The organism is Paenibacillus sp. T2-29, from assembly GCF_052921365.1.
The window spans coordinates 40,000-63,030 of sequence record NZ_JBREVE010000009.1 but is presented as its reverse complement, the minus strand read 5'-3'; the positions used below and the strand labels follow the sequence as shown (position 1 = coordinate 63,030).

Genomic DNA, 23,031 nt, shown 5'->3' with positions numbered 1-23,031 from the left:
AAAAACCCCTTTCACTCTGTCTGGAACCAATCCAGCCAGTAGTGAAGGGGGATTTTTTCGTTTATTCGCTTATGCCATCTTCCACAATAGGTTTCTCCAGTTCGCGTGTTTGTGGCTCAGACGATGTGCTACCGCCATAACTAGCTATAATGCGCTGCTGGGCTCGGTACGTATCGCGGCTGATTCGGGTGCGCTCGACGGGTTTTCCATCTACCTTTTTTATTCGAAATGTTTCTACCACATACCCTTCTTTGCCCTGTCGAATGACTTGATAGAAGCCGGGAGATAGGGAGTCATTACGTATTCTTTTTACCGGTATAGGCAGTACGCGAACGGTGTGAGATTCAAGTTCATACGAAATATTGGATGGGAATGTACCAAAAATTTTAACAGTAAGCGTTCGATTTTGGACCACAGCGCGAAGGAGTAAATGTTTGCCGGTATTATTTCTAAAACGAAAATTAATGGACCCTGTAGCAAAAGTCGCATCCTGACCTTTGGGTAAGTAGCTGACTGGCAAGGAATGGTTACGGCGTTCGACAATGTCCAAGCCGACTCGCAGCGCTGCATTATACACCGTGCTGGATACCTGACAAATCCCACCGCCAATACCGGACTCCAGCCGTCCGTTCACGATCACTGGAGCCTCACGAAAGCCATGGGTGCGCTCAGCCTTGGCAATCACCTGGCCGTAGTCGAATATGTCACCCGGTTTGAGAATTAAACCATCGACGGTGCTTGCCGCTGAATTAACGTTATACACACGTCCTTCCGAACTGCTGCCGAGACTGGTGGAAAACTGGGTGATTTTTCGCTCTATACCTTCGCTGCGCAGACTGTCGACTGTAATTTTCGGCTCCAGCTGGTAGAACGGTAATTCCACCCGGATCGGCTCCTCAGAAGCCGTAAAATCCTTGGGGAGTGCCTGGTTCATTACGACGTCCAGTTTGGGCCAATCCAGGCGCCGGGCAGAGCGCTCCGGAATATAACGAACCTGATCGTTTGCATCAATCTGACGCACCGCATTGATAGGCATGCCGTATCGTTGCTCCTCCCAATCAGCTCCAAATTTGGTTTTCAGGATCTTCTCTTGCTGGAAAGGTGTGATAGACCATTCCTTCTCGAATCTAAAACGTGTCTGTACGCGAGTCCATAGATGCTTCGCGTTTAGTGCCTTCACCGCATTTCGGAATGCATCCGCTTTATAACTAATCCCTGCTTCCGCGAGTGTTAGCTTTATATCCTGTGCACTGCTGTCACTGTCCGTGAGGAGCAGAGGACGCTGCTTCAATGCATCCAGTTTTTTCTCCACCAGCCGAAGAGCGTCCGTTTTATACATACCGCCTACGTTGACTCCTCCGACTCGCACTCCCTCTGGTAGAGTTTGTCTGTCGGCGTACAGATGAAGTCCTCCCCACAGCACGGCCAGCGCCAGAACACCGGACCATATCCAAATGACAGATAAATGAATTTTTTTCATAATGCAGATGTCTCCTGTCTGATAAGCTTGATAGCGTTTCGTGTGCCACAATATTCATATATATGTGCCAAAAGCAGAAAACTTTCGGTACTATTTAGGTAACAAATTTGTTACAATGATAAACGGTATGATGAAATACAGAAGTTTTTAAAGGAAATGCATGGAATATGTCGAATGGATACTAGGTTATACGTAATATGATTAAGCAGCGGGAAGTGATCGAGTGATTGAAATGCAGGATGTGTGGAAGACCTATACGAACGGGACCCACGCACTTCAAGGAGTATCGGTCAGAATTGACCGTAATGAATTCGTATACGTAGTCGGCCCGTCTGGAGCGGGGAAATCGACTTTTATGAAGCTTATTTATAGAGAAGAAGTACCGACCAAGGGACAAATTTCAGTCAATGGTTTTAATATCGGGAAGCTCAAGCAGCGCAAAATTCCCTACGTTCGTCGTAACATCGGAGTCATTTTTCAGGATTTCCGGCTTTTGCCGCGTTTGACAGCCTATGAGAATGTGGCATTTGCGATGGAAGTTATAGAGGCTCCCAAGAAGCTGATCCGCAAGCGGGTTCCAGAAGTGCTCGAATTGGTTGGCTTGAAAGAAAAAATGAATCGTGAGCCTGCCCAGCTTTCTGGTGGGGAGCAACAGCGTGTAGCGATTGCACGGGCCATCGTGAACAATCCCTCGGTCATCATTGCTGATGAACCGACGGGGAATCTGGACCCCGAAACATCGTGGGAGATCATGCAACTGCTGGATGAAATTAATTTTCGGGGCACGACCATTGTGATGGCGACACACAATAAGGACATCGTGAACTCCATGCGTAAACGCGTCATTGCGATCGAAAATGGCAATATCGTAAGAGACCAGGTAAGAGGGGAGTACGGATATGACTTTTAATACCTTCTTGCGTCATATGCGGGAAGGTTTCAAAAACATATTCCGCAATGGCTGGATGTCCGTAGCATCCGTCACCTCAATTATTGTGTCACTGCTCATATTGGGCGTTTTTATCATGCTGGTGCTTAACGTCAACTCCTTGGCTGATCAAGCAGATAGTCAGGTGGAAGTTAACGTGTTTCTGGAGCTCAATGTCGATCAGAGCATGCGTGAAACGCTGCAAAAAGAAATCGCGGCAATGCCGGAAATCAGCAAAACTACCTTTGTGACGAAAGCTCAAGGTTTGGAGGAGCTGCGCAAAGATTTGGGAGACAGTGGCAAGGATCTGCTAGAGGGCTTTGACAAGGACAGCAATCCACTGCCGGACAAAATCGTGGTAGAGGTTATTGAACCAACGACGGTTCCATTTGTGGCTGAGAAAATTGAGAAGCTGAATACATTACATCCCGAAAAACCGATCTTAAAGGTTCGTTACGGAAAAGGCACTGTAGAGACGCTCTTTACCATTACCAAGCTGATCCGCAATGTTGGTTTTATATTTGTCGCCGGACTGGCGATCATGTCTATGTTCTTAATCTCGAATACCATTCGAGTAACGATATTGGCACGACGCAGAGAAATCAGCATTATGAAGCTGGTCGGTGCGACCAACTTTTTCATACGATGGCCGTTTTTTATCGAAGGCGCGCTTATTGGTCTTATTGGTTCTCTTATTACTGTAGGAATTTTATTTACAGGCTATCAGCGTTTGCTGACAGCCGTTCAAGGAGATATCGCTCTCAATATGTTGAAGCTTATGCCGCTTGAAGGCATTTGGATTCAGCTGAGTGCACTGCTGGTTATTTTGGGGATGCTGGTCGGAATTATTGGCAGTACCCTGTCCATGCGCAAGTTCTTGAAAGTCTAAGAAGCATTTGGTGGAACGTCGTGGTCGATTTAATAGAACGGGGAAGCCCGGTGTTATTTTGCGATAAAGGATGGGGAGTGCAAGTTGAAAAAAATAGGATCTGTGTTGGCTGCTACGTTGGTAGCTGCATTGCTAATCCAGCCTTCTGACGGATATGCCAAAAGCGTAAGTGAAATCAATTCGCAACTGAACCAATTAGAAAAGCAAGCCAAATCTGCGAAGCAACAGCAGCAAAAGGCTGCTCAAGATAAACAGTATGCTCAGCATTATAAAAATAAAACCGTGCAAAACCTGAAAACGGTACTTGCTCAAATTAACAGCGTCAGTGATCAACTGACTCGTGTAGCGGTTCAGATCGATCAAACGGAAGATAATCTGCGTGCGACTAAAAAAGATTTAGCCGAAGCGATTGATCGCATCAATTCGCGGGAAAAAATGCTGGAAACTCGTGTGCGTCTCATGTATACGGATGGAACGGTATCCTATATGGACGTGCTTATGTCCTCAACCAGCTTTAGTGATTTTCTCAGCCGGGTGGATTCTCTGAAAACGATCGTGGAGCAGGACCAAATTCTGTTGGACGAGCATAAAAAGGACAAGGCTCTGGTCGTTAGCAAGAAGAAGCAGCTCGACACGGAATATAAAAATGCCAAGAAGTTGTATGCACTCAAGCAGGACGCCAAAGCTCAATTGAATTCGAAGGAAAAAGAGAAGCAAAGACTGATTGCCAACTACGATCATGATATTGCTGAATCCGATGAAATCAGTGAAGAGCAAAACGATATGCTGGTAGCCCTCGCGAACAAACGTGTGGCTCTTGTGCAGGAGAAGAACAAGCTCAGAGCGGAGCAGGCTGCCAAAGCAGCACGCGCTAGAGCGGCTGCACGTGCAGCTGCAGCTAAGCGATATGCATCTTCATCCTCAGGCGCCGCCTCGAATTCCAGTCATACGGCAGCCAGTACGTATACAGGCGGATCAGGTACTTTGGCTACGCCTGTAGCCCATTACCGACTCTCATCTACTTTTGGCATGCGGGTACATCCGATAACCGGCAAGCTTAAAGGCCATACAGGTATTGATCTGGCGGCTCCGCAGGGAACCGATATTCATGCAGCTGAAGATGGTGTTGTTATTGTTGCTGAATGGTGGAGCGGGTATGGGAACACGGTTGTCATTGATCACGGAGACGGACTATGGACTCTATACGGACATATTCGCAACGGTGGTACGGTGGTTCATACGGGGCAAACGGTGAAACGCGGTCAAAAAATTGCGGAAGTGGGTTCGACGGGGAATTCCACTGGACCTCACTGTCATTTTGAAGTGCGCGAGAATAACAAACCTGTAAATCCGATGAACTATTTATAATAGATAAGGTAAGCCCTATTTGTAACCAATCCGGTTGTAGATAGGGTTTTGCTTTAATGGTTCATATCCAATGAAGAACATGTGCATTGAAACACAGAGTAGGATACAATTAACATATTCCGTACAAGCTAGACGTATACTTCGTGAATGGATGCGTTGTGAGGAAATAGGATACAAGATAAAGAGAAGGCGGTGGACGATTAGATGTTGAAAAAAAGTACAGCGGTACTCTTGATGGTGATCGGGCTGCTTGGCGGCAGTCTGCTCACTTTTGCTTATACTGGAACAACCACAGTTGGGAACAGCGCTCTGGGCGAAGGACTGCTGGCGAGTGTGACAGGAAGTAGTTCCTCCTCCAGAAGTGATATCCGCAAAATTGAGACAGCGATGGACTTAATCCAGGGACAATACTATCAGGATGTGGATCGAACCAAGCTGGTGGATGGCGCCATTAATGGGATGATGGAGTCGCTTGGCGACCCGTATTCCTCTTATATGGGTAAAGAAACTGCACAGCAGTTCGAGCAATCCATAGAAGGCTCCTTTACCGGGATTGGAGCCGAAGTAGCAGCTGAAAATGGGAAAGTAGTCGTAGTCACACCAATTAAAGGCTCTCCGGCTGAGAAGGCGGGACTACGCGCTAAGGATATTATATTGTCTGTTAACGGTGAAACACTGGACGGACTGGATCTGAACAAGGCTGTTTCCAAAATTCGTGGACCTAAAGGCAGTCAGGCAAAAGTTAAAATACAGCGTAACGGTTCTCCGGATCCACTTGAATACACGATTACCCGTGACAACATTGATATGGAAACTGTAACGGCTCATATGGAAGGCGACGGTGTAGGTGTCATTACGATCACCCAGTTCTCCTTAAATACGGCAGAACGCTTCAAGGAAGAGTTAGTCAAGCTGGAAAAACAAGGGCTTAAAGGACTCGTCATTGACGTGCGTAATAACCCGGGTGGAGTGCTTTCTGTCGTTATTAATATTGCAGAGCAATTTGTACCTTCCGGCAAAACGATTGTACAAGTTGAAGATAAAAATCAGAAACGTGAGGAAGAAAAATCCAAAGGTTCGCGCAAAAATTATCCGGTGACTTTGCTCATGAACAAAGGTAGCGCAAGTGCGTCCGAAATTCTGGCAGGTGCTCTCCAGCAATCCGCTGGCGCAGTGTTGATCGGGGAAAACTCCTTTGGTAAAGGTACTGTACAAACCAGCTATGACAAGCAAATGGGTGACGGTAGCCTGCTCAAAATCACGATTGCCAAGTGGCTAACGCCAAACGGAACATGGATTCATAAAAAAGGGATTAAGCCGGATATCGCGGTGGATCAGCCTGAATACTTCACGGCCGCACCGCTGAACAAGGAAAAATCCTTGAAATACAATATGAATAGCAGTGATGTAAAAAATGCACAAATCATTCTGCAAGGCTTGGGCTACAGACCAGGTCGCGAGGACGGCTATTTTGACAAAGTGACTGAAAGTTCTGTTATGGCTTTCCAAAAAGAGGCGAAGCTGACGGCTAACGGCATCATTGATGCCAAGACAGCAGCAGCAATGGAAGCCAAGCTGATTGAAAAAATTCGCGATCCGAAAAATGATAATCAACTCAAGCAGGGGATTGAAGAGATTCGGAAGGAAATGAAGACAAGCGCAGCGAAATAATAGTGAGGCTACAACAAGGGGGCTGGAAACAGCCTCCTTTGTTATTGGGATTTATTTGCAGTCTGTCGGTTTGTCTTCCCTACGTTGGCAATTTCATATAGAATAAATGGATATGAAATGTACGTGATCCGCTATATAGCGGGCCAGGGGCATAAGGAGTGTGAATGGACTTGGAATGGGCATTACAATGGGGATGGAGCGTCTTGAATGCTTGCTTGTATCTGCTTTTGCAGCCGTTTTATTATATCTCGATACTCATTGTCGCGCTTGGCTATCGTCGGCAAATGCTACTAGAGCGCAAGCTATTTCATACTAGAATTCATAGCTGGGCTGCAGAGACCTGGCGTGTCGTATGGAGCGGCTTGCTTGCCGGGATGGCACTATCCGCTTTAGGAATGTTCGTCAGCGTGCATCTGAACCCGACTTCCATCGTGTGCCTGTGGATAGCCACATTATTGCTCATGCTGGTACGCGTCCGTTACCTGTGTCTTGCTTATTCGGTAGGTCTGCTAGGTGTAGTTCAATTTTTTCTAAACGTAGCCAGTGGCTGGCAGCCTGGGGGAGCGCTCGGGACATCGGTAGCAGCTATCCGCGGATTGGATATTCCAGCACTCTTAGTGCTCGTTGCTGTGCTGCATGTGGCTGAAGCGCTGTTGGTTCGCTGGCAAGGAGGAAAGGCAGCTATGCCACTGTTTGTTGAGGGCAAACGGGGGAGATTGGTCGGTGGCTATCGTATGGAAGATCTCTGGCCCATTCCGTTGCTGTTGCTGGTACCTGCTCAGGGAGGATTCATGCTTCCCTGGACACCTTTGTTCGGCGGCGATGCCGGAACGGGGTATATGCTAGCAGCTCTGCCAGTCCTGATGGGCTTTAGCAGTGTGACGCTCGGCCAGCTACCACGACAGAAGGCAGTACTCACTTCGAACCGATTGCTCCTGTACAGTGTGGCTTTGCTTCTGCTAAGCCTGTTAGCGGCCTGGTGGAGTCCGCTAATCTTGCTGTCAGCGTTATTTTCCTTCCTGGCCCATGAAGCGCTGATTTGGTACGGAAATATAGAGGAAAGCCGTCTTAGCCCGATGTTTGTACATCCAGAGCAAGGGATGCGTGTTCTCGCTGTGCTGCCAGATAGCCCGGCGACAGCCATGGGCATACTACCAGGCGAGGCCATTTATCGTGTGAATGGCATGGTTGTGAACAGCCGTGCCGAGCTGCACCAGGCCTTGCGGATCAACTCTGCTTTTTGTAAGCTGGAGGTACGCAATCTGCAAGGTGAGAGCAAGTTTGTACAGCGAGGCATGTACGATGGCGATCATCACCAGCTAGGGGTTGTTCTTGCACCGGATGAACACGCAGGCTGGGCCGTATCCATACAACCGGCCTCCATCTACCGAATTGTGGCCATGCACATAGGCGCACGACGACGTAAAGCGGAACAAGCATCCAAGGCAGAGAGTACGCATTTGGACACCATGGACCAATAGATATTACAACAAGAGGGTAGTCATTATTTGATTAGAATCGAATAAGGCTATCCTCTTTTGTATATGGCGACAGTAGCCTGCTTGAAATCAATATTCTCATCGGTATACAATGAATATGTAATGGAAACCTTTGATGAACCGAATGCCTATCATGTGTGTCAAGCAGGGAGAGGAAAAGATGAACGCGATTCACTTTATTCGAGAGTACATCAGGCACCCACGCAGCGTAGGCGCTGTTATACCCAGTTCAAGACAGCTGGCCAAGCAAATTGCCACACCGATTTACTTTGACAAAGCCTCATGCATTATTGAATATGGGGCAGGGACCGGTGTGTTTACGCAGGAGTTGATTTTGAACAAGCGTCCAGAAACGTTACTGTTAGTGATTGAAGCTAATGAATCGTTTTATAAAACATTACAAAGCAAATACGGACACTTGGAGAGGGTACACATTATTCATGGATCGGCCGAGCATGTAGCGCGGTATATGAAACAGTATCATGTCTCGAAGGTGGATTATGTTGTATCGGGGCTCCCTTTCACCAGCTTACCCGCTGCGTTATCCAGCCTCATTTTGGGACAAACGGCTGAGGTGTTAGGCCAGGGGGGCAAGTTTATTACGTTCCAGTACAGCAAGGTTAAGCACAATTTCTTCCGTACTTTTTTTGCAGATATCCAGATTAAAAAGGTGAACTATAATGTTCCGCCAGCCTATGTGTTCACTTGCAGCCTGTGACCCTTCAGCTATGTAGGAGATTAGAATAAATAAGAATATCCATATGCGGATGATTATGAGAAGACTAGGTCAGCATCATTAAGATGTTGAAACGGTCTTTTTTGTTGCCTACTTTTATGGAAATATAAGAGAATGGATATGTTAAATAGCAAAATTGTTTTAAGGAATCATATTTTAAAATGGGGCTTAACCTATATATTACATAAGTTGGAACCTGTTAGATTTTTGTAGGATTCATAATAAATCTGAACTTTTGTTAAAGGAGATTTATATATGGTAAAACCGCTGATGTTCATGCGCTGGTGTGAGTATTATGGGTTAAGCGACCGTGAGACAGATTTTGTATCTTTTTTTATGATGAATTTTTCGGCTGCACGATCAGGCAATCAACCGAAACTTAAGGAACAATTTGTTGAGATTCAAAAACAAACCTTTCCAGAATACCCGTTTGATATTAGCCCGGAAGAACTGGATTATAACAAATTTGAAGAACTGATGAAACGAGTGTTGAACATTCATTTTGACACGGCTGAACTGCTGTACTCCTTCTATCTCCAAAAGCTGTGTGCACCTTTAGCAGAATACATTTTATCTACTGGAGATGCCGAGCCTGCACGAATTTACTATGAGCTTATTCAAAAGGATAAAGTACGGTAGAGATAAAAAAGCCCCTTGACTAAGGGGCTTTTTTCTATACTCAGGCTATAAAGTTATTTAATAAGTTAACTCTAGTCAATGTTCTGCTATATGGATATATGGAATAATCTATGTATATGGACATTACTTCCCATAAATGGTTCGATATGAAGATTTGGTCGGTAGAACGTATAGCAAAGCTGTATTACAACATTTGAAGATCCGAGCAATTCTGAATTTCGGACGGAGAGGAGAGTGTAATCAACCGAATACCTGGAGCTTCGAGACGCTGTACCGGAACGATTAACTCGTTAGGAATCAGGAGCCTTAAAGCCTGATGGAGCGGCACTCGTATGGGGTGCTGCTCTTTTCAAATGTAAAGGAGGAAAGCGGTATGAGGGCGAAAAATAGTAGTAATCTTTTGTTCAAACGTTCCAAATGGCTGCCTGTCGTCATGGCATGCACAATGATAGTAGGAGGGGCTCTACCAGCTCCAACTGTAGTTCACGGTCAAACGGCAAAAACCATTACCATTAAAGTAGATACATCCAAGGATCGTAAGCCTATTAGTCCTTATATATACGGTACGAATCAGGATTTGGCAGGCGATGAACATATGGCCGCCAGACGACTTGGTGGCAATCGAATGACCGGATACAACTGGGAAAACAATATGTCCAATGCAGGAAGTGACTGGCAGCAATCCAGCGATAACTTTTTATGTAATAACGGTGGCCTGACAGGAGCAGAATGCGAAAAACCGGGAGCGGTGACGACTTCGTTTCATGATCAATCGCTGAAGCTAGGCGCTTATTCTTTAGTTACGTTGCCGATGGCCGGTTATGTGGCCAAGGATGGAAACGGCAGTGTGCAGGAAAGTGAAAAGGCCCCGTCCGCTCGTTGGAATCAGGTCGTAAACGCCAAAAATGCACCGTTTCAGCTACAGCCTGATCTGAATGACAATCGGGTCTATGCGGATGAGTTCGTCCATTTTTTAGTGAACAAGTATGGCACTGCTTCAACAAAGACGGGTGTGAAAGGATATGCACTCGACAATGAACCCGCTCTCTGGTCGCATACACATCCGCGTATTCATGGCGAAAAGGTTGGGGCGAAAGAGTTGGTAGACCGGTCAGTAAGCTTATCCAAAGCTGTGAAGGCGGTTGACGCGGGTGCAGAAATTTTTGGGCCGGTTCTTTACGGTTTTGGCGCTTATAAAGATCTGCAAACCGCACCTGATTGGGACTCTGTAAAAGGCAGCTATAGCTGGTTCGTGGACTATTACCTGGATCAAATGCGCCTCAGTTCGCAAGCCGAAGGCAAGAGATTGCTGGATGTCTTCGATGTGCACTGGTATCCCGAAGCGATGGGCGGAGGCATACGAATTACGAATGAGGTAGGCAATGACGAAACGAAGAAAGCCAGAATGCAGGCACCTCGTACTTTGTGGGACCCGACCTATAAGGAAGATAGCTGGATTGCCCAATGGAACAGCGAATTTTTGCCTATACTGCCTCGATTGAAGCAGTCGGTGGATAAATATTATCCAGGAACCAAGCTGGCAATGACCGAGTATAGCTATGGCGGCGAAAATGATATTTCCGGCGGGATTGCGATGGCTGATGTGCTCGGCATTTTAGGCAAAAATGATGTCTATATGGCAAACTACTGGAAGTTACAGGATGGTGCCAACAACTACGTTAGTGCCGCTTACAAGCTTTACCGCAATTATGACGGAAAAAGCTCTACTTTTGGTAACACCAGTGTTAGTGCGCAAACGTCGGATATTGTCAACAGCTCAGTGCATGCTTCCATAACAAATGCATCCGACAAGGAACTGCACCTCGTAGTCATGAATAAAAGCATGGACAGCGCATTCGACGCCCAATTTGATCTTTCTGGCGAGGCGACTTACGGCTCCGGTAAAGTATGGGGCTTCGATAAAACTAGCTCGCAAATTAAAGAAGCAGCGCCAATCACGCAAATTTCAGGCAACCGTTTTACTTATACCGTACCGCCTTTAACGGCTTATCATATCGTGCTGACTGCCGGTAAAGATACGTCTGTGCCACCAGTGGAAAATCCTGAGGGCTTTAAGCTGAAAGCAGAGGCAGGCGATGGGCAAGTCCATTTGTCCTGGGACGCTTCCAACGGAGTTGTGGGCTACAGTGTACAGCGGGCAACGGATGAAAACGGTCCTTTTACTACTGTAGCATCCAACTTGATCGAAACGTCTTATACGGATACTAACCTAACGAACGGCTCCTCATACTATTACAAAGTAACCGCCAAGACAAATAAGGGAACGAGCGAATCTAATGTTTTGAAAGCGGTTCCGAAGGTGTCTGTGAGCGATCCGGTTCGCTATGAAGCTGAAGACGGCACGCTGAAGGGAACCATTGTAGAATCCAGTGGAACTGGCTACTCCGGTACTGGTTATGTAACGAATTTTCACAATGCAGGGGATTCTCTAACGATGACGATCCAGGCTCCCACGGCAGGTCTGTACAATCTTACAATCGGCTATCGTTCTCCTCATGATGACAAACGCACGAATTTCTCATTAAACGGCAAAGCGTTTGGAGAACTGGTGCTCGGGAAAACGGCTGATTTCACAGAAACTTCCGGAGGCAAGCTTCTGTTGAATGCAGGCGCGAATACGATCGGTTTTGAAACAGGCTGGGGCTGGTACGATATCGACTACGTCAGGCTGGAGCCTGCTGCTGATCGCCCAGCCCATGCGGTAACCAAAACGCTCACTAATCCGAATGCGACGGTAGAAGCAAAAGCATTGATGAACTACCTGGTTGATCAATACGGGAAGAATATGCTCTCTGGTCAAGAGGAAATAAACGAAATTGATTGGCTTCAAGCTAATGTAGGTAAAAAGCCGGCGATTGCAGCGCTTGATCTGATCGACTATTCGCCAAGCAGAGCGGAGCATGGTCTTAGTTCTACAGAGGCGGAAAAGGCGATTGCATGGGATAAGCAAGGGGGCATCGTTACCTTTGCATGGCACTGGAACGCTCCGAAAGGTCTGATCGATACGCAGGGAAAAGAATGGTGGAGAGGATTCTATGCCGATTCGACCACATTCGATATAGAATATGCGATGAGCCATCCAGAGTCCGAGGATTATAAATTACTTATTCGCGACATCGATGTGATCGCAGCTCAATTAAAGAAGCTGCAGGATGCGAAGGTTCCTGTCCTGTTCCGTCCTTTGCATGAAGCAGAAGGCAAATGGTTCTGGTGGGGCGCCAAAGGTCCTGAGCCTGTTAAAAAATTGTATATTTTAATGCACGACCGATTGACGAATGTGCACAAATTGAACAATCTGATATGGGTATGGAATTCTGTTGCTCCGGACTGGTATCCTGGAGACGAATATGTGGATATTTTGAGCTTTGACTCTTATCCGCAAGCAGGTGATTACAGCCCGCAAATTGCAAAATACGAAGACCTTGTTACATTGGGCAAGGACAAAAAGTTAGTTGCCATGAGCGAAAACGGACCGATCCCAGACCCTGATCTAATGAAGGCGTATCAAGCCCATTGGAGCTGGTTCGCTACATGGTATGGGGATTTCCTGAGAGACGGTAAACAAAACAGCCTCGAGCATCTGAAAAAAGTGTATAATCATCCGAACGTTATTACGCTTGATGAGCTTCCAACGAACTTAAAAACGTATGGCATTACCGAACAGCCGTCAGTACCGGGCAGCTTCACGCTGAACGCCGCGGGCGAAGCGGCGAAAGTATCGCTAAGCTGGACAGCATCGGCGAATGCAAAAAGCTATGAAGTGAAGCGTTCGACGGCTGAAAACGGCGCGTTCGCCACTGTAGTGAGCGATGTATACGGCAGTAGCTACACCGACACAGCTGTAACGGCAGACACGACGTACTACTACCAAGTCGTAGCGAAGAACGATGCAGGACAGACCCTGTCGAACACGGCCAGCGCAGCGCCAAAAGCGGATACTCAGCAGCCAACAACAGGACTGCTGCTCCAGTATCGCACAGCGGATACCAAGGTGAACGACAATCACCTGAATCCGCACTTCCAAATTGTAAACAAAGGGACAGCCTCCGTACCGCTCAACGAGTTGAAAATTCGTTACTACTACACGATCGACGGTGACCGTGAGCAGACTTTCAACTGTGACTATGCGGCGCTGAGCTGCTCGAAGCTGAACGGTAAACTGGTTAAAATGGAGAAGGCTGCGACCGGTGCCGATTATTATTTGGAAGTCAGCTTTAACTCAGACGCAGGCGTGTTAGCACCTGGAGGAAGCACTGGTGAAATCCAAACCCGTATTCATAAAACAGACTGGTCGAACTATAACGAAAATGACGATTATTCGTATAAAGGCACGCAAACCTCATATGCCGATCATATGAAAGCTACCTTGTACCATAATGGCGTACTTGTTTGGGGAACTGAACCGACAGCCAACTAAGATAAACGTTCGATGTACGGCACATGAGCAGTCAACCGTTTTATTTTGCGCCTATGGGGAGCTGCCGCCAGTTTAAACTTATTTAAATAACATTGCTGATAAGAGCAGGGGATTTATATCCCATCTGCTCTTTTTTTTTTGTATAGAACCTGTCAGTTCATTTATCGTGTTAAATTGTCTAAAAAAATTTGACCTTTAGCCTCTCTGTGAGGATTTTTATACACATTAAATTCCATAATATATTGAAATGGTGTAGAAAAAGGTGTTGACCCTTATCCAATTTATTCATATAATTTCTAGTATATTGTAATTGATTGTCGAGGAGGGTGATTTTTTAAAATCATCTGAATACGCCGGGGGTGTTTTTATTGGAAAATGCAACCACGATCCGTTCGGAAATTGAGAAAGAATTAAAACTTGGTGGCTATACTTTTAATAGTTTTGGACAAGCTACAGGGCTTAACCGAGGCATATTTAGTGCTATGCTTAATGGGAATCCGCCTAAGCCTATCTCCGTACGACAAATGGACTTGATCACTAAAGCGCTTAATTATCCAGAGGGCTGGTTGTATGACCTGTATGTGGATGAATGTTTTTATGATGGAAGACCTCATTGGAAAAGAGTTAAGCCGTTCCTGATTCGTTGTGTTGAGATAGGAAACCTGAGATGCGTGGAGAAAGTACTCTCGCGCTTAATGGAAGATCTTAATCACATCCCCACAATCTTTGCTTTGGCAGAGGAACTTTATGAAGAAGGAAAACTACAGGAAGCTATTCCTTTCTATGAATGTGTCATCGAAAATGAAAAGTATCAACATTCTGAAAGGTTGGCAATTAGTCATTATAGAATCTTTTCAATCTCTGTTAGTAAAACTATGAAAATAGATGTGGAAGCTGCGCTAAGATTCGTGCCCTTCAGAAATCGGGTACCCTTAGATTATCATTTAGATGGTCTGCTTAAACTGTTAAATCTTTATCACAATTTGCATCAATGGAAAGAAGCAGAGCGTTATGCAGATGAATTGAGAGCGCTCGCAACTATTGTGTGTAAAAGCAGAAAAACTAATAAAAAGAATGTCACATTGAAAACTGAAAGACATTTAGTTGTCTACTATGGCCAAGGTTATTTGATGAAGGGAATTGCATTGGAAAAACAAGAAAGATATGAAGAAGCTATGAAGTATATTTCTGGCTATGCTGATTTAAGTTGGTTTGAAGATTTAGGGGAAATTGGTCAGCAAGAAGTGCAAAGGTTCACGCTTTGGGCAAATGCTAATCAACTTAACCTGAATATTCTTATGGGTGATACGAGTAGTTTACCAATGTATATTCAATTTCTGAAAAATAACCCTCCCGAGATCTTATTGGGATTATTAACGATAGTAGAGTCAGCTAACAAGCACGGTTTTTTAATTGAACATATTCTACAGCAGTTTTCTAACGAACTGGCGTCCTTTAATAATGAATTATCTGTTGGTACCAGTTATTATAAGCAGTCATTTAGTTACAATACTTATGCTGATTTGTGTTACCAACTGGCTATATATATGTTTAATAACCTTTTTCATGAGAAAGGTGTTTATTATGTGTTAAAAAGCCTGAAGAAGTGTCTGGAAATCGGCAATAAAGAAAAGTTTATGGTTTGTACAGCATTGTTTGAAAGATTTAGAGGCAAAGCGACAAAAGACCAAAAATCAGAATATGAAAGTATCATGGAGGAGGTTTTAGTCAATGCGAGTAAAAAACCTTAAATACATCCTGATTTTAGGGGTTTTTAGCTTTTTAGCATTCTCCCATAACATTATTGTCTTTGGACATGGTGCAGGAGCTTAATAGTTACTAAAAAACCAGTCTTGGTAAGGCTGGTTTTTTGATGCATCCTGTTAAAGGGATGAAATGGGTTTTATTATATTTTTAACCTGTAGGGAAGGTATCAGCTTGTAAACTAATGTAAATACCACACCGAACAGGAGGTTTATTGATGTGAAATGGCAACAATTGGAGGAGTGCATCGAAGAAAAGCGAAAAGAATTAAATGATTTGGCGAAAGAGGTGGGATTGAAGGATCGACGGGTGTTGACCAAGTCTATGGAGTTGGATCGGCTCCTTAATAAGTACAGCGACTGGAAATATAGCTATCGTAGACAACAGAGCGTACTTCAAAGTTCACAGATACAAGAAAAGCAACACGAGCTCGTCCTATCTTATTAACATCAAGCATCATGACAAGATAAAACCTAACTTCACCTTGGCTTCTAATACATAGTGAGATATAGCATAAACAAAATAATCTCTATTGCATCTTGTACGCCGCCCTTATCCACGTTGTTCGTACAGTTTATTGTTCTGCGTCTACATCAGAGCGGAAGCCACGTAACATGATGATACATCTTAAAAAAACCTCCCCATTCACGTTATTGCGTGACTCGGGAGGTTTTTGGATTTTACTGCTGCAGCTGGCGCAGCACAGTGATTTCGACACGGCGGTTTTTTTGTCGTCCTGCTTCGGTGCTATTGTCACCAACCGGACGGGTATCTGCATAACCCGCATACTGGAAGCCTGATGGGGATAACTGCTCTCGGTCGATAAAAAACCGGAGTACAGACAGTGCCCGAGCGCCGGAAAGCTCCCAGTTGTCCTTGTAGGTCGACGAGTTAGAGGAACGCGTGAATGGAATGTTGTCCGTATGACCTTCAATGCTAATCGGTGTTTTCAAATCTCGAAATAGACTGGCTAATTTGGATAACGTGTTTGCAGAACCCTGCTTGAGTGCCGCTCTGCCTTGGTCGAATAGAAAGCGGTCATTCAGCGTAATGACAATGCCACGCGGTTGATCGGATACGAAAATCTGGTTTTGTAGCTTGTTGTCTGTAATATATTCCTGAATGACACCCATTAGGTTTTGCAGCTCTTTTTCCTGCTTGCGAAATGCTTGTTCACGCTCGGTGAGCTTGGTTGATCCCGCTTCTTTTTTATTAGAGGCCGGTTGCTTCGTCGCGGGTGGATTCTTGCTGGTATAACGATCGGCAGTTCCTGTAATGCCCGAGCCTTGTTCCAAAATAGAATCTCCCTTGTGGAACGTATCCTGGAGGGATTGAACAACGACGTCGTATTTCTTAGCATCCAGACTGCTCATGGCATACATCACGACGAAAAAAATAAGCAGCAGGGTGATCAGATCGGCATAGGTAATCATCCAACGATCTCGTTGGTCTCCGCCGCCACCTTGACGCCCACGGCGCTTAGCGCGCGCTCTCATGGAAGTCCTCCTTTGGAGTAGCGCTCTCTGTACGTGAGCGACGAGGTGGTTTGCGATCTATATTTTGCTCTGAGCGGATAAAAAACTCCAACTTCTTGCGTACAAGCTTAGGGTTCTCTCCGTTTTGGATAGCCAGGATACCTTGCAGCAGCAAATCCATCGTAATAATTTCACTTTCACTGGCTGCTCTTATTTTGGACGCGATGGGCAGAAAGATCAGATTGGCGCTAGCAACGCCGTATAATGTTGCGATAAAAGCTACAGCAATCGACGGTCCGAGCGCAGTAGGCTCGGTTAGGCTGCCAAGTACATGGATCAGACCCATGACCGTCCCGATAATCCCCATCGTAGGGGCATAGCCGCCTGCCGATTCAAATATTTTGGCGTACCCTTCATGTTTGTGCCCAATAGCATCTAACTCTAGTTCTAAAATTTGCTTGATCTGTTCCTGTTCAGTGCCGTCAATGACTAGTTGAAGACCTTCCCGCAAAAATGCATTCGGATGCTCTGATGATATACGTTCTAGCGCAAGCACACCGGATCGGCGGGAGGTGGCTGCCATGGAAACCAAATCTTCTATATATTGCTCCGTTGGATTGTCCTCACGACTAAAAGCCATCCGCAGAGCGGTGGGTATAGTCTTCAGCTTGGAGGCAGGGTAGCTGATCACAACGGCGGCGAAAGTTCCGCCGAATACGATCAGAGCTGATGTACCTTGAAGCAGCCCTGTGAATTCTCCGCCTTCCCACAAGAAGCCACCGATTAATGCTATGATTCCGGCGATGATGCCCAATACGATGGTGATATCCAAAATTCAATTCACTCCTATTCAAGACTTATCGTTTGCATCCGCGGTAAGAAAGAGGTATAATACGGGAACAAACATTCTTATTCAACCATATTTCCCAAGTATCATTGCTCGGGAAATATCGACATAGAATTACAGGCAAAGACGTTAAAGCTCGATTGGTGTAAAAACATGATGTTTCCATTTTAGACGATAAGGGTGATGCAGGGCAATGAGTGATATCGTTGTTAGCGATAAGACTTTTGAAATTCAGTCGGAATTCCAACCTCAAGGCGATCAACCCCAGGCCATTTTTGAATTGGTAGAGGGAATTGCAGAAGGAAAGAAGCATCAAACTCTGTTGGGTGCTACGGGAACAGGTAAGACGTATACCATCGCTCAGACCATTGCCAAGCTGAATCGGCCTACACTGGTTATTGCGCATAACAAGACCTTGGCTGCTCAACTGGCAAGTGAGTTTAAAGAATTTTTTCCAAACAACTCAGTTGATTATTTTGTCAGCTACTATGATTACTACCAACCGGAAGCGTACATCCCTTCTTCCGATACGTATATTGAGAAGGATTCCAGCATCAATGAGGAGATTGATAAACTTCGCCACTCAGCCACAAGCTCTCTGTTTGAGCGTCGTGACGTTATTATTGTAGCGAGTGTCTCTTGCATTTATGGTTTGGGTTCCCCGAAAGAATATTCAAGCTTGCTGCTCTCGCTTAGAGTCGGCATGGAGAAACCCCGCAATCAGATTTTGTCCCGCCTGGTCGATATTCAATATCAGCGGAACGATATCAACTTCGTGCGGGGTACTTTCCGTGTACGGGGGGATGTTGTTGAGATATTCCCGGCTTCCCATGGAGAAAATGCAATACGGGTAGAATTGTTCGGAGATGAAATTGAACGAATTACTGAGATTAATGTGCTTACAGGTGAATTGATCGGTGAACGTGAACATATCGCCATTTTCCCGGCGTCTCACTTTGTTACTCATGAGAATACGATGAGGGTAGCATTGGTTAACATTGAACGTGAGCTAGAAGAGCGGTTAGCAGAGCTGAAGGAACAAGGGAAGCTGTTAGAGGCGCAACGTTTGGAGCAACGTACCCGCTATGATATCGAGATGATGAGAGAGGTTGGCTTTTGTTCCGGTGTCGAAAACTACTCGGGTCCACTGACATTCCGCGAGCGCGGAGCGACACCATATACTCTTTTGGATTATTTTCCAGATGATATGCTGATCGTCATTGACGAATCTCATGTTACATTGCCGCAGATTCGTGCGATGTATAACGGGGACCAAGCGCGTAAAAATGTGCTGGTTGAACATGGTTTTCGTTTGCCATCTGCCTTGGATAACCGTCCGCTGAAGTTCGAAGAGTTCGAGGACAAAGTGAATCAGATTATCTATGTATCGGCTACTCCAGGCCCGTATGAGATGGAAAAATGCGATACGATGGTGCAGCAGATTATCCGTCCTACCGGTCTCCTTGATCCTATCATTGAGGTGCGTCCGAGCAAAGGGCAGATTGACGATCTCATTAATGAAATACGGCAGCGCATAGAACGTGAAGAACGGGTACTGGTCACCACACTCACGAAGAAAATGGCTGAAGATTTGACTGACTACTTAAAAGAAGTGGGCATCAAAGTTCGATATATGCACTCTGAGATTAAGACTTTGGAGCGGATGGCCATTTTGCGGGATCTTCGTCTGGGAACCTTCGATGTGCTGATCGGGATCAACCTGTTGCGGGAAGGTCTCGATTTGCCGGAAGTATCGCTGGTTGCGATTTTGGATGCGGACAAAGAAGGCTTCCTGCGTTCTGAGCGCTCTCTGATTCAGACGATCGGGCGGGCAGCACGGAATAGTGACGGACGTGTTATTATGTATGGCGATAAGATTACCGATTCTATGGATAAAGCGATCAAGGAGACGGAACGTCGCCGTGCGATTCAAATTCAATACAATGAAGAACATGGAATTACCCCGCAAACCATCCGTAAAAAGATTCGTGATGTCATTGAAGCAACCAAGACGGCAGAGTCCAAGAATGATTACCTTCCTAATGAGACGGGTAAACTTTCCAAGAAGGAGCGTCAATCCCTCATTCAGCGCCTAGAAGCAGAAATGAAGGACGCGGCCAAGAATCTACAATTCGAACGGGCCGCCGAGTTGCGTGATGCTTTGCTGGAGTTGCGGGCTGATTAAACATTGGGAATAAGCTAGAAGCACAACATATTGATAATAAAATGTTTGATTGCTTTTAAGAAATAGTGAGGACGGCCGATGTGGTCGTTCTCTTTGCGATATATCACTTCCATCGGATAATTTAATGCGATATAGGATGACGTGAATTACGGCTAAGGAGATGAAACATTTGGCGAATGAAAGCATCATCATCAAAGGCGCACGCGCGCATAATCTCAAAAATATTGACGTGACGATTCCACGGGACAAGTTCGTCGTCCTGACGGGGCTTAGCGGCTCAGGTAAATCATCACTGGCTTTCGATACGATCTATGCAGAAGGACAGCGGCGGTATGTGGAATCATTATCTGCGTATGCCCGTCAATTCCTCGGGCAAATGGAGAAACCGGACGTCGATTCGATTGACGGCCTGTCTCCTGCCATTTCCATTGACCAAAAAACGACAAGTCGGAATCCTCGTTCTACGGTCGGAACAGTTACAGAAATCTATGATTACTTGCGGTTGTTATTTGCCCGAGTAGGTCATCCTCATTGTCCTGAACATGGCATTGAAATCACTTCACAGACCGTCGAACAGATGGTAGACCGCATTTTGCAGTATCCTGAAAAGACGCGGCTGCAAATCCTGGCTCCATTGGTCTCCGGTCGCAAAGGTGAGCATAAAACACTGTTCACTGATATAGCCAAGCAGGGCTTTGTACGGGTACGTGTGAATGGCGAACTGCGTGAATTGTCCGAGAAGATTGAACTGGAGAAGAACAAGAAGCACTCGATTGAAGTGGTCGTAGACCGGATCGTAGTCAAGGAAGATGTACGTGCGCGTCTGTCCGACTCTATTGAGACGGCACTGAATCTTTCAGGCGGACAGTTGCTTGTAGATATTATAGGGCAAGAGGAGTTGCGATTTAGCTCCAACTTTGCGTGTCCGATTTGCGGTTTTAGCATAGATGAGCTATCTCCACGGATGTTTTCTTTTAATAGTCCGTTCGGCGCTTGTCCAGATTGTGATGGGTTAGGAGTTAAAATGGTCGTTGACCCTGATCTGCTCATACCTGATCCAGAAAAAAGTGTAGAAGATGGGGCGTTCCAGGCATGGAGTGGAGGAACTTCCACTTATTATCCTCAATTTTTACAGTCCGTATGCGAACACTACGGTATTCCGCAGGATATTCCTGTAAGCCAATTGACGTCAGAACAAATGAATCTTATTTTGCACGGAACAGGTGACCAGAAGATCCGTTTCCGCTATGAAAATGATTTTGGTCAACGTAAGGAAGCCTATGTGACCTTTGAAGGCATTATCCCGAATTTGGAGCGTCGTTACCGTGATACCGCTTCTGAGGGAATACGTGAATTTATTGAAGGCTTTATGAGTGCAAAGCCATGTAACACCTGTAAGGGGCACCGACTGAAAAAAGAAAGCCTGTCGGTAACCATTCAAGAGCGCAATATCGCTTATGTGACAGCTTTGTCTGTCGGGGAGGCTTCTCACTTTTTCCATACACTGGAGCTGAGTGAGAAAGAGCAGTCGATCGCCAACCTCATTTTAAAGGAAATTAACAGCCGACTGGGATTCCTTGTGAACGTTGGTCTGGAATACCTGACTTTAAGCCGTGCAGCAGGTACATTGTCCGGCGGGGAGGCACAACGTATCCGATTGGCGACACAGATCGGGTCTAGTCTGATGGGCGTGCTTTATATTTTGGACGAGCCAAGTATTGGGCTTCATCAGCGCGATAATGATCGTCTGATTAGTGCTTTGGAACATATGCGGAATCTGGGCAATACGCTGATCGTGGTGGAGCATGACGAAGATACGATGATGGCGGCAGACTATATCATTGACATTGGGCCAGGAGCCGGAATCCATGGCGGGATGATCATGTCGCAGGGGACTCCACAGGAAGTTATGGAAGATCCGAATTCCCTGACCGGGCAATATTTGAGCGGTCGCAAGTTTATTCCGGTCAATACCGAGCGGCGCAAGCCTGCGGATAAGTGGCTGGAGATTCGCGGAGCCAAGGAGAACAATCTCAAAAATGTGAATGTCAAAATTCCATTGGGTGTTTTCACGGCTGTCACTGGCGTATCCGGGTCTGGAAAATCGACGCTGGTCAACGAAATTTTGTACAAAACGTTGGCGCGTGATCTGAACCGTGCGAGAGTACGCCCAGGTCAACATAAAGAAATTCGCGGGCTAGAGCATATCGAAAAGGTTGTTGAGATCGATCAATCGCCAATCGGCCGTACCCCGCGTTCCAATCCTGCAACTTATACAGGTGTGTTCGATGATATCCGTGACTTATTCTCGCAGACGAACGAGGCTAAGGTTCGAGGCTACAAGAAAGGCCGGTTTAGCTTTAACGTTAAGGGAGGCCGATGTGAATCTTGCAGAGGCGACGGGATCATCAAGATTGAGATGCACTTTTTGCCTGATGTGTACGTACCATGCGAAGTGTGCAAAGGCAAACGCTATAATCGGGAGACCCTTGAGGTTAAGTATAAAGGGAAGAGTATTGCTGATGTGCTGGAGATGACGGTAGAGGATGCGACAGCATTTTTTGAAAATATCCCGAAGATTCATCGCAAGATTCAGACGCTGATGGATGTAGGTTTGGGGTATATCAAGCTGGGTCAACCAGCGACTACCTTGTCTGGTGGTGAAGCACAGCGTGTGAAGCTGGCTTCCGAATTGTATCGTCGCAGCACAGGCAAAACCATTTATATTTTGGATGAGCCGACAACCGGTCTGCATGTTCACGATATTGACCGATTGTTGACAGTGCTGCATCGTTTGGTCGATTCAGGCGAGACCGTACTGGTTATTGAGCATAATCTAGATGTAATTAAAACAGCTGATTTCCTGATTGATCTGGGGCCCGAAGGTGGAAGCGGCGGTGGAACGATCTTGGCTACCGGGACACCAGAACAACTTGTAAAAGTAGAGGAATCCTATACAGGCCGATACTTAAAGCCGATCCTTGAACGGGATACACAGCGCAGTCAAGCGCTTCAGACCGTCGATCTATAGATACAGTTTTAACGTACGTTGTGAAAGCCCTGCACAGACAGGAAGGCAGAATACAAATTAGCGTATTTGTGCCTTCCCGTT

At 45.9% G+C, this 23,031-nt stretch carries 15 protein-coding genes; 12 read left to right on the top strand and 3 right to left on the bottom strand.

The features are described from left to right. Nucleotides 1-61 precede the first annotated feature (61 nt). Nucleotides 62-1,480, bottom strand: a complete 1,419-nt coding sequence (locus ACU1JV_RS21270; RefSeq protein ID WP_413987091.1) for a VanW family protein — start codon at nt 1,478-1,480, stop codon at nt 62-64. 223 nt (nt 1,481-1,703) lie between these two features. Here ACU1JV_RS21270 and ftsE point away from each other — a divergent pair, with 223 nt between their 5' ends. The 10 genes from ftsE (at nt 1,704) to ACU1JV_RS21220 (ending at nt 15,859) form a co-directional block, all read left to right on the top strand. Next, entirely contained in the window at nt 1,704-2,390 is a 687-nt protein-coding gene (gene ftsE / locus ACU1JV_RS21265; RefSeq protein ID WP_007432660.1) for a cell division ATP-binding protein FtsE, read from the top strand. Further along, nucleotides 2,380-3,297, top strand: a complete 918-nt coding sequence (gene ftsX / locus ACU1JV_RS21260; RefSeq protein WP_016822951.1) for a permease-like cell division protein FtsX — start codon at nt 2,380-2,382, stop codon at nt 3,295-3,297. Before ftsE ends, ftsX begins: the two co-directional genes overlap by 11 nt. An 84-nt stretch (nt 3,298-3,381) precedes the next feature. Then, a complete protein-coding gene (locus ACU1JV_RS21255) occupies nt 3,382-4,665 on the top strand; it encodes a murein hydrolase activator EnvC family protein (RefSeq protein ID WP_013373345.1) in 1,284 nt (427 codons plus the stop codon). Between the two features lie 204 nt (nt 4,666-4,869). Next, nucleotides 4,870-6,336, top strand: coding sequence for a S41 family peptidase (locus tag ACU1JV_RS21250; protein WP_413987090.1), 1,467 nt, complete (start codon nt 4,870-4,872; stop codon nt 6,334-6,336). A 164-nt stretch (nt 6,337-6,500) separates the two neighbouring features. Then, entirely contained in the window at nt 6,501-7,817 is a 1,317-nt protein-coding gene (locus ACU1JV_RS21245; RefSeq protein WP_013373343.1) for a PDZ domain-containing protein, read from the top strand. 178 nt (nt 7,818-7,995) lie between these two features. Next, nucleotides 7,996-8,553: a class I SAM-dependent methyltransferase gene (locus tag ACU1JV_RS21240; RefSeq protein WP_413987089.1), complete on the top strand. Its 558-nt coding sequence runs from the start codon at nt 7,996-7,998 to the stop codon at nt 8,551-8,553. 273 nt (nt 8,554-8,826) lie between these two features. Continuing rightward, nucleotides 8,827-9,210, top strand: coding sequence for a hypothetical protein (locus ACU1JV_RS21235; RefSeq protein ID WP_016324783.1), 384 nt, complete (start codon nt 8,827-8,829; stop codon nt 9,208-9,210). A 373-nt stretch (nt 9,211-9,583) separates the two neighbouring features. Next, nucleotides 9,584-13,648, top strand: a complete 4,065-nt coding sequence (locus ACU1JV_RS21230) for a glycosyl hydrolase (protein ID WP_413987088.1) — start codon at nt 9,584-9,586, stop codon at nt 13,646-13,648. Nucleotides 13,649-14,016: 368 nt separating this feature from the next. After that, nucleotides 14,017-15,399 carry a hypothetical protein gene (locus ACU1JV_RS21225; RefSeq protein ID WP_040102755.1) on the top strand — a complete coding sequence of 461 codons (1,383 nt, stop codon included), beginning with the start codon at nt 14,017-14,019 and terminating at the stop codon, nt 15,397-15,399. A 232-nt stretch (nt 15,400-15,631) separates the two neighbouring features. Continuing rightward, nucleotides 15,632-15,859, top strand: a complete 228-nt coding sequence (locus ACU1JV_RS21220; protein WP_013373325.1) for an aspartyl-phosphate phosphatase Spo0E family protein — start codon at nt 15,632-15,634, stop codon at nt 15,857-15,859. Nucleotides 15,860-16,092: 233 nt separating this feature from the next. Here the strand turns inward: ACU1JV_RS21220 and ACU1JV_RS21215 are convergent, their stop codons facing one another. Then, entirely contained in the window at nt 16,093-16,908 is an 816-nt protein-coding gene (locus ACU1JV_RS21215) for a flagellar motor protein MotB (RefSeq protein ID WP_013373324.1), read from the bottom strand. Continuing rightward, nucleotides 16,892-17,719: a flagellar motor protein gene (locus ACU1JV_RS21210; RefSeq protein WP_016324776.1), complete on the bottom strand. Its 828-nt coding sequence runs from the start codon at nt 17,717-17,719 to the stop codon at nt 16,892-16,894. Before ACU1JV_RS21210 ends, ACU1JV_RS21215 begins: the two co-directional genes overlap by 17 nt. Before the next feature lie 208 nt (nt 17,720-17,927). Between ACU1JV_RS21210 and uvrB the strand changes: the two genes are divergently transcribed. After that, nucleotides 17,928-19,919 carry an excinuclease ABC subunit UvrB gene (gene uvrB, locus ACU1JV_RS21205; protein WP_446724626.1) on the top strand — a complete coding sequence of 664 codons (1,992 nt, stop codon included), beginning with the start codon at nt 17,928-17,930 and terminating at the stop codon, nt 19,917-19,919. A gap of 169 nt (nt 19,920-20,088) precedes the next feature. After that, nucleotides 20,089-22,950: an excinuclease ABC subunit UvrA gene (gene uvrA / locus ACU1JV_RS21200; protein ID WP_040102757.1), complete on the top strand. Its 2,862-nt coding sequence runs from the start codon at nt 20,089-20,091 to the stop codon at nt 22,948-22,950. The last annotated feature ends 81 nt before the right edge of the window (nt 22,951-23,031 follow it).

What these genes read in the sequence shown, in the direction of transcription:
- ACU1JV_RS21230 (WP_413987088.1), top strand. Translation starts at nt 9,584, where the DNA reads ATGAGGGCGAAAAATAGTAGTAATCTTTTGTTCAAACGTTCCAAATGG.
- uvrB (WP_446724626.1), top strand. Translation starts at nt 17,928, where the DNA reads ATGAGTGATATCGTTGTTAGCGATAAGACTTTTGAAATTCAGTCGGAA.
- ACU1JV_RS21235 (WP_016324783.1), top strand. Translation starts at nt 8,827, where the DNA reads ATGGTAAAACCGCTGATGTTCATGCGCTGGTGTGAGTATTATGGGTTA.
- ACU1JV_RS21250 (WP_413987090.1), top strand. Translation starts at nt 4,870, where the DNA reads ATGTTGAAAAAAAGTACAGCGGTACTCTTGATGGTGATCGGGCTGCTT.
- ACU1JV_RS21215 (WP_013373324.1), bottom strand. Translation starts at nt 16,908, where the DNA reads ATGAGAGCGCGCGCTAAGCGCCGTGGGCGTCAAGGTGGCGGCGGAGAC.
- ACU1JV_RS21270 (WP_413987091.1), bottom strand. Translation starts at nt 1,480, where the DNA reads ATGAAAAAAATTCATTTATCTGTCATTTGGATATGGTCCGGTGTTCTG.
- ftsX (WP_016822951.1), top strand. Translation starts at nt 2,380, where the DNA reads ATGACTTTTAATACCTTCTTGCGTCATATGCGGGAAGGTTTCAAAAAC.
- ACU1JV_RS21240 (WP_413987089.1), top strand. Translation starts at nt 7,996, where the DNA reads ATGAACGCGATTCACTTTATTCGAGAGTACATCAGGCACCCACGCAGC.
- ACU1JV_RS21245 (WP_013373343.1), top strand. Translation starts at nt 6,501, where the DNA reads ATGGACTTGGAATGGGCATTACAATGGGGATGGAGCGTCTTGAATGCT.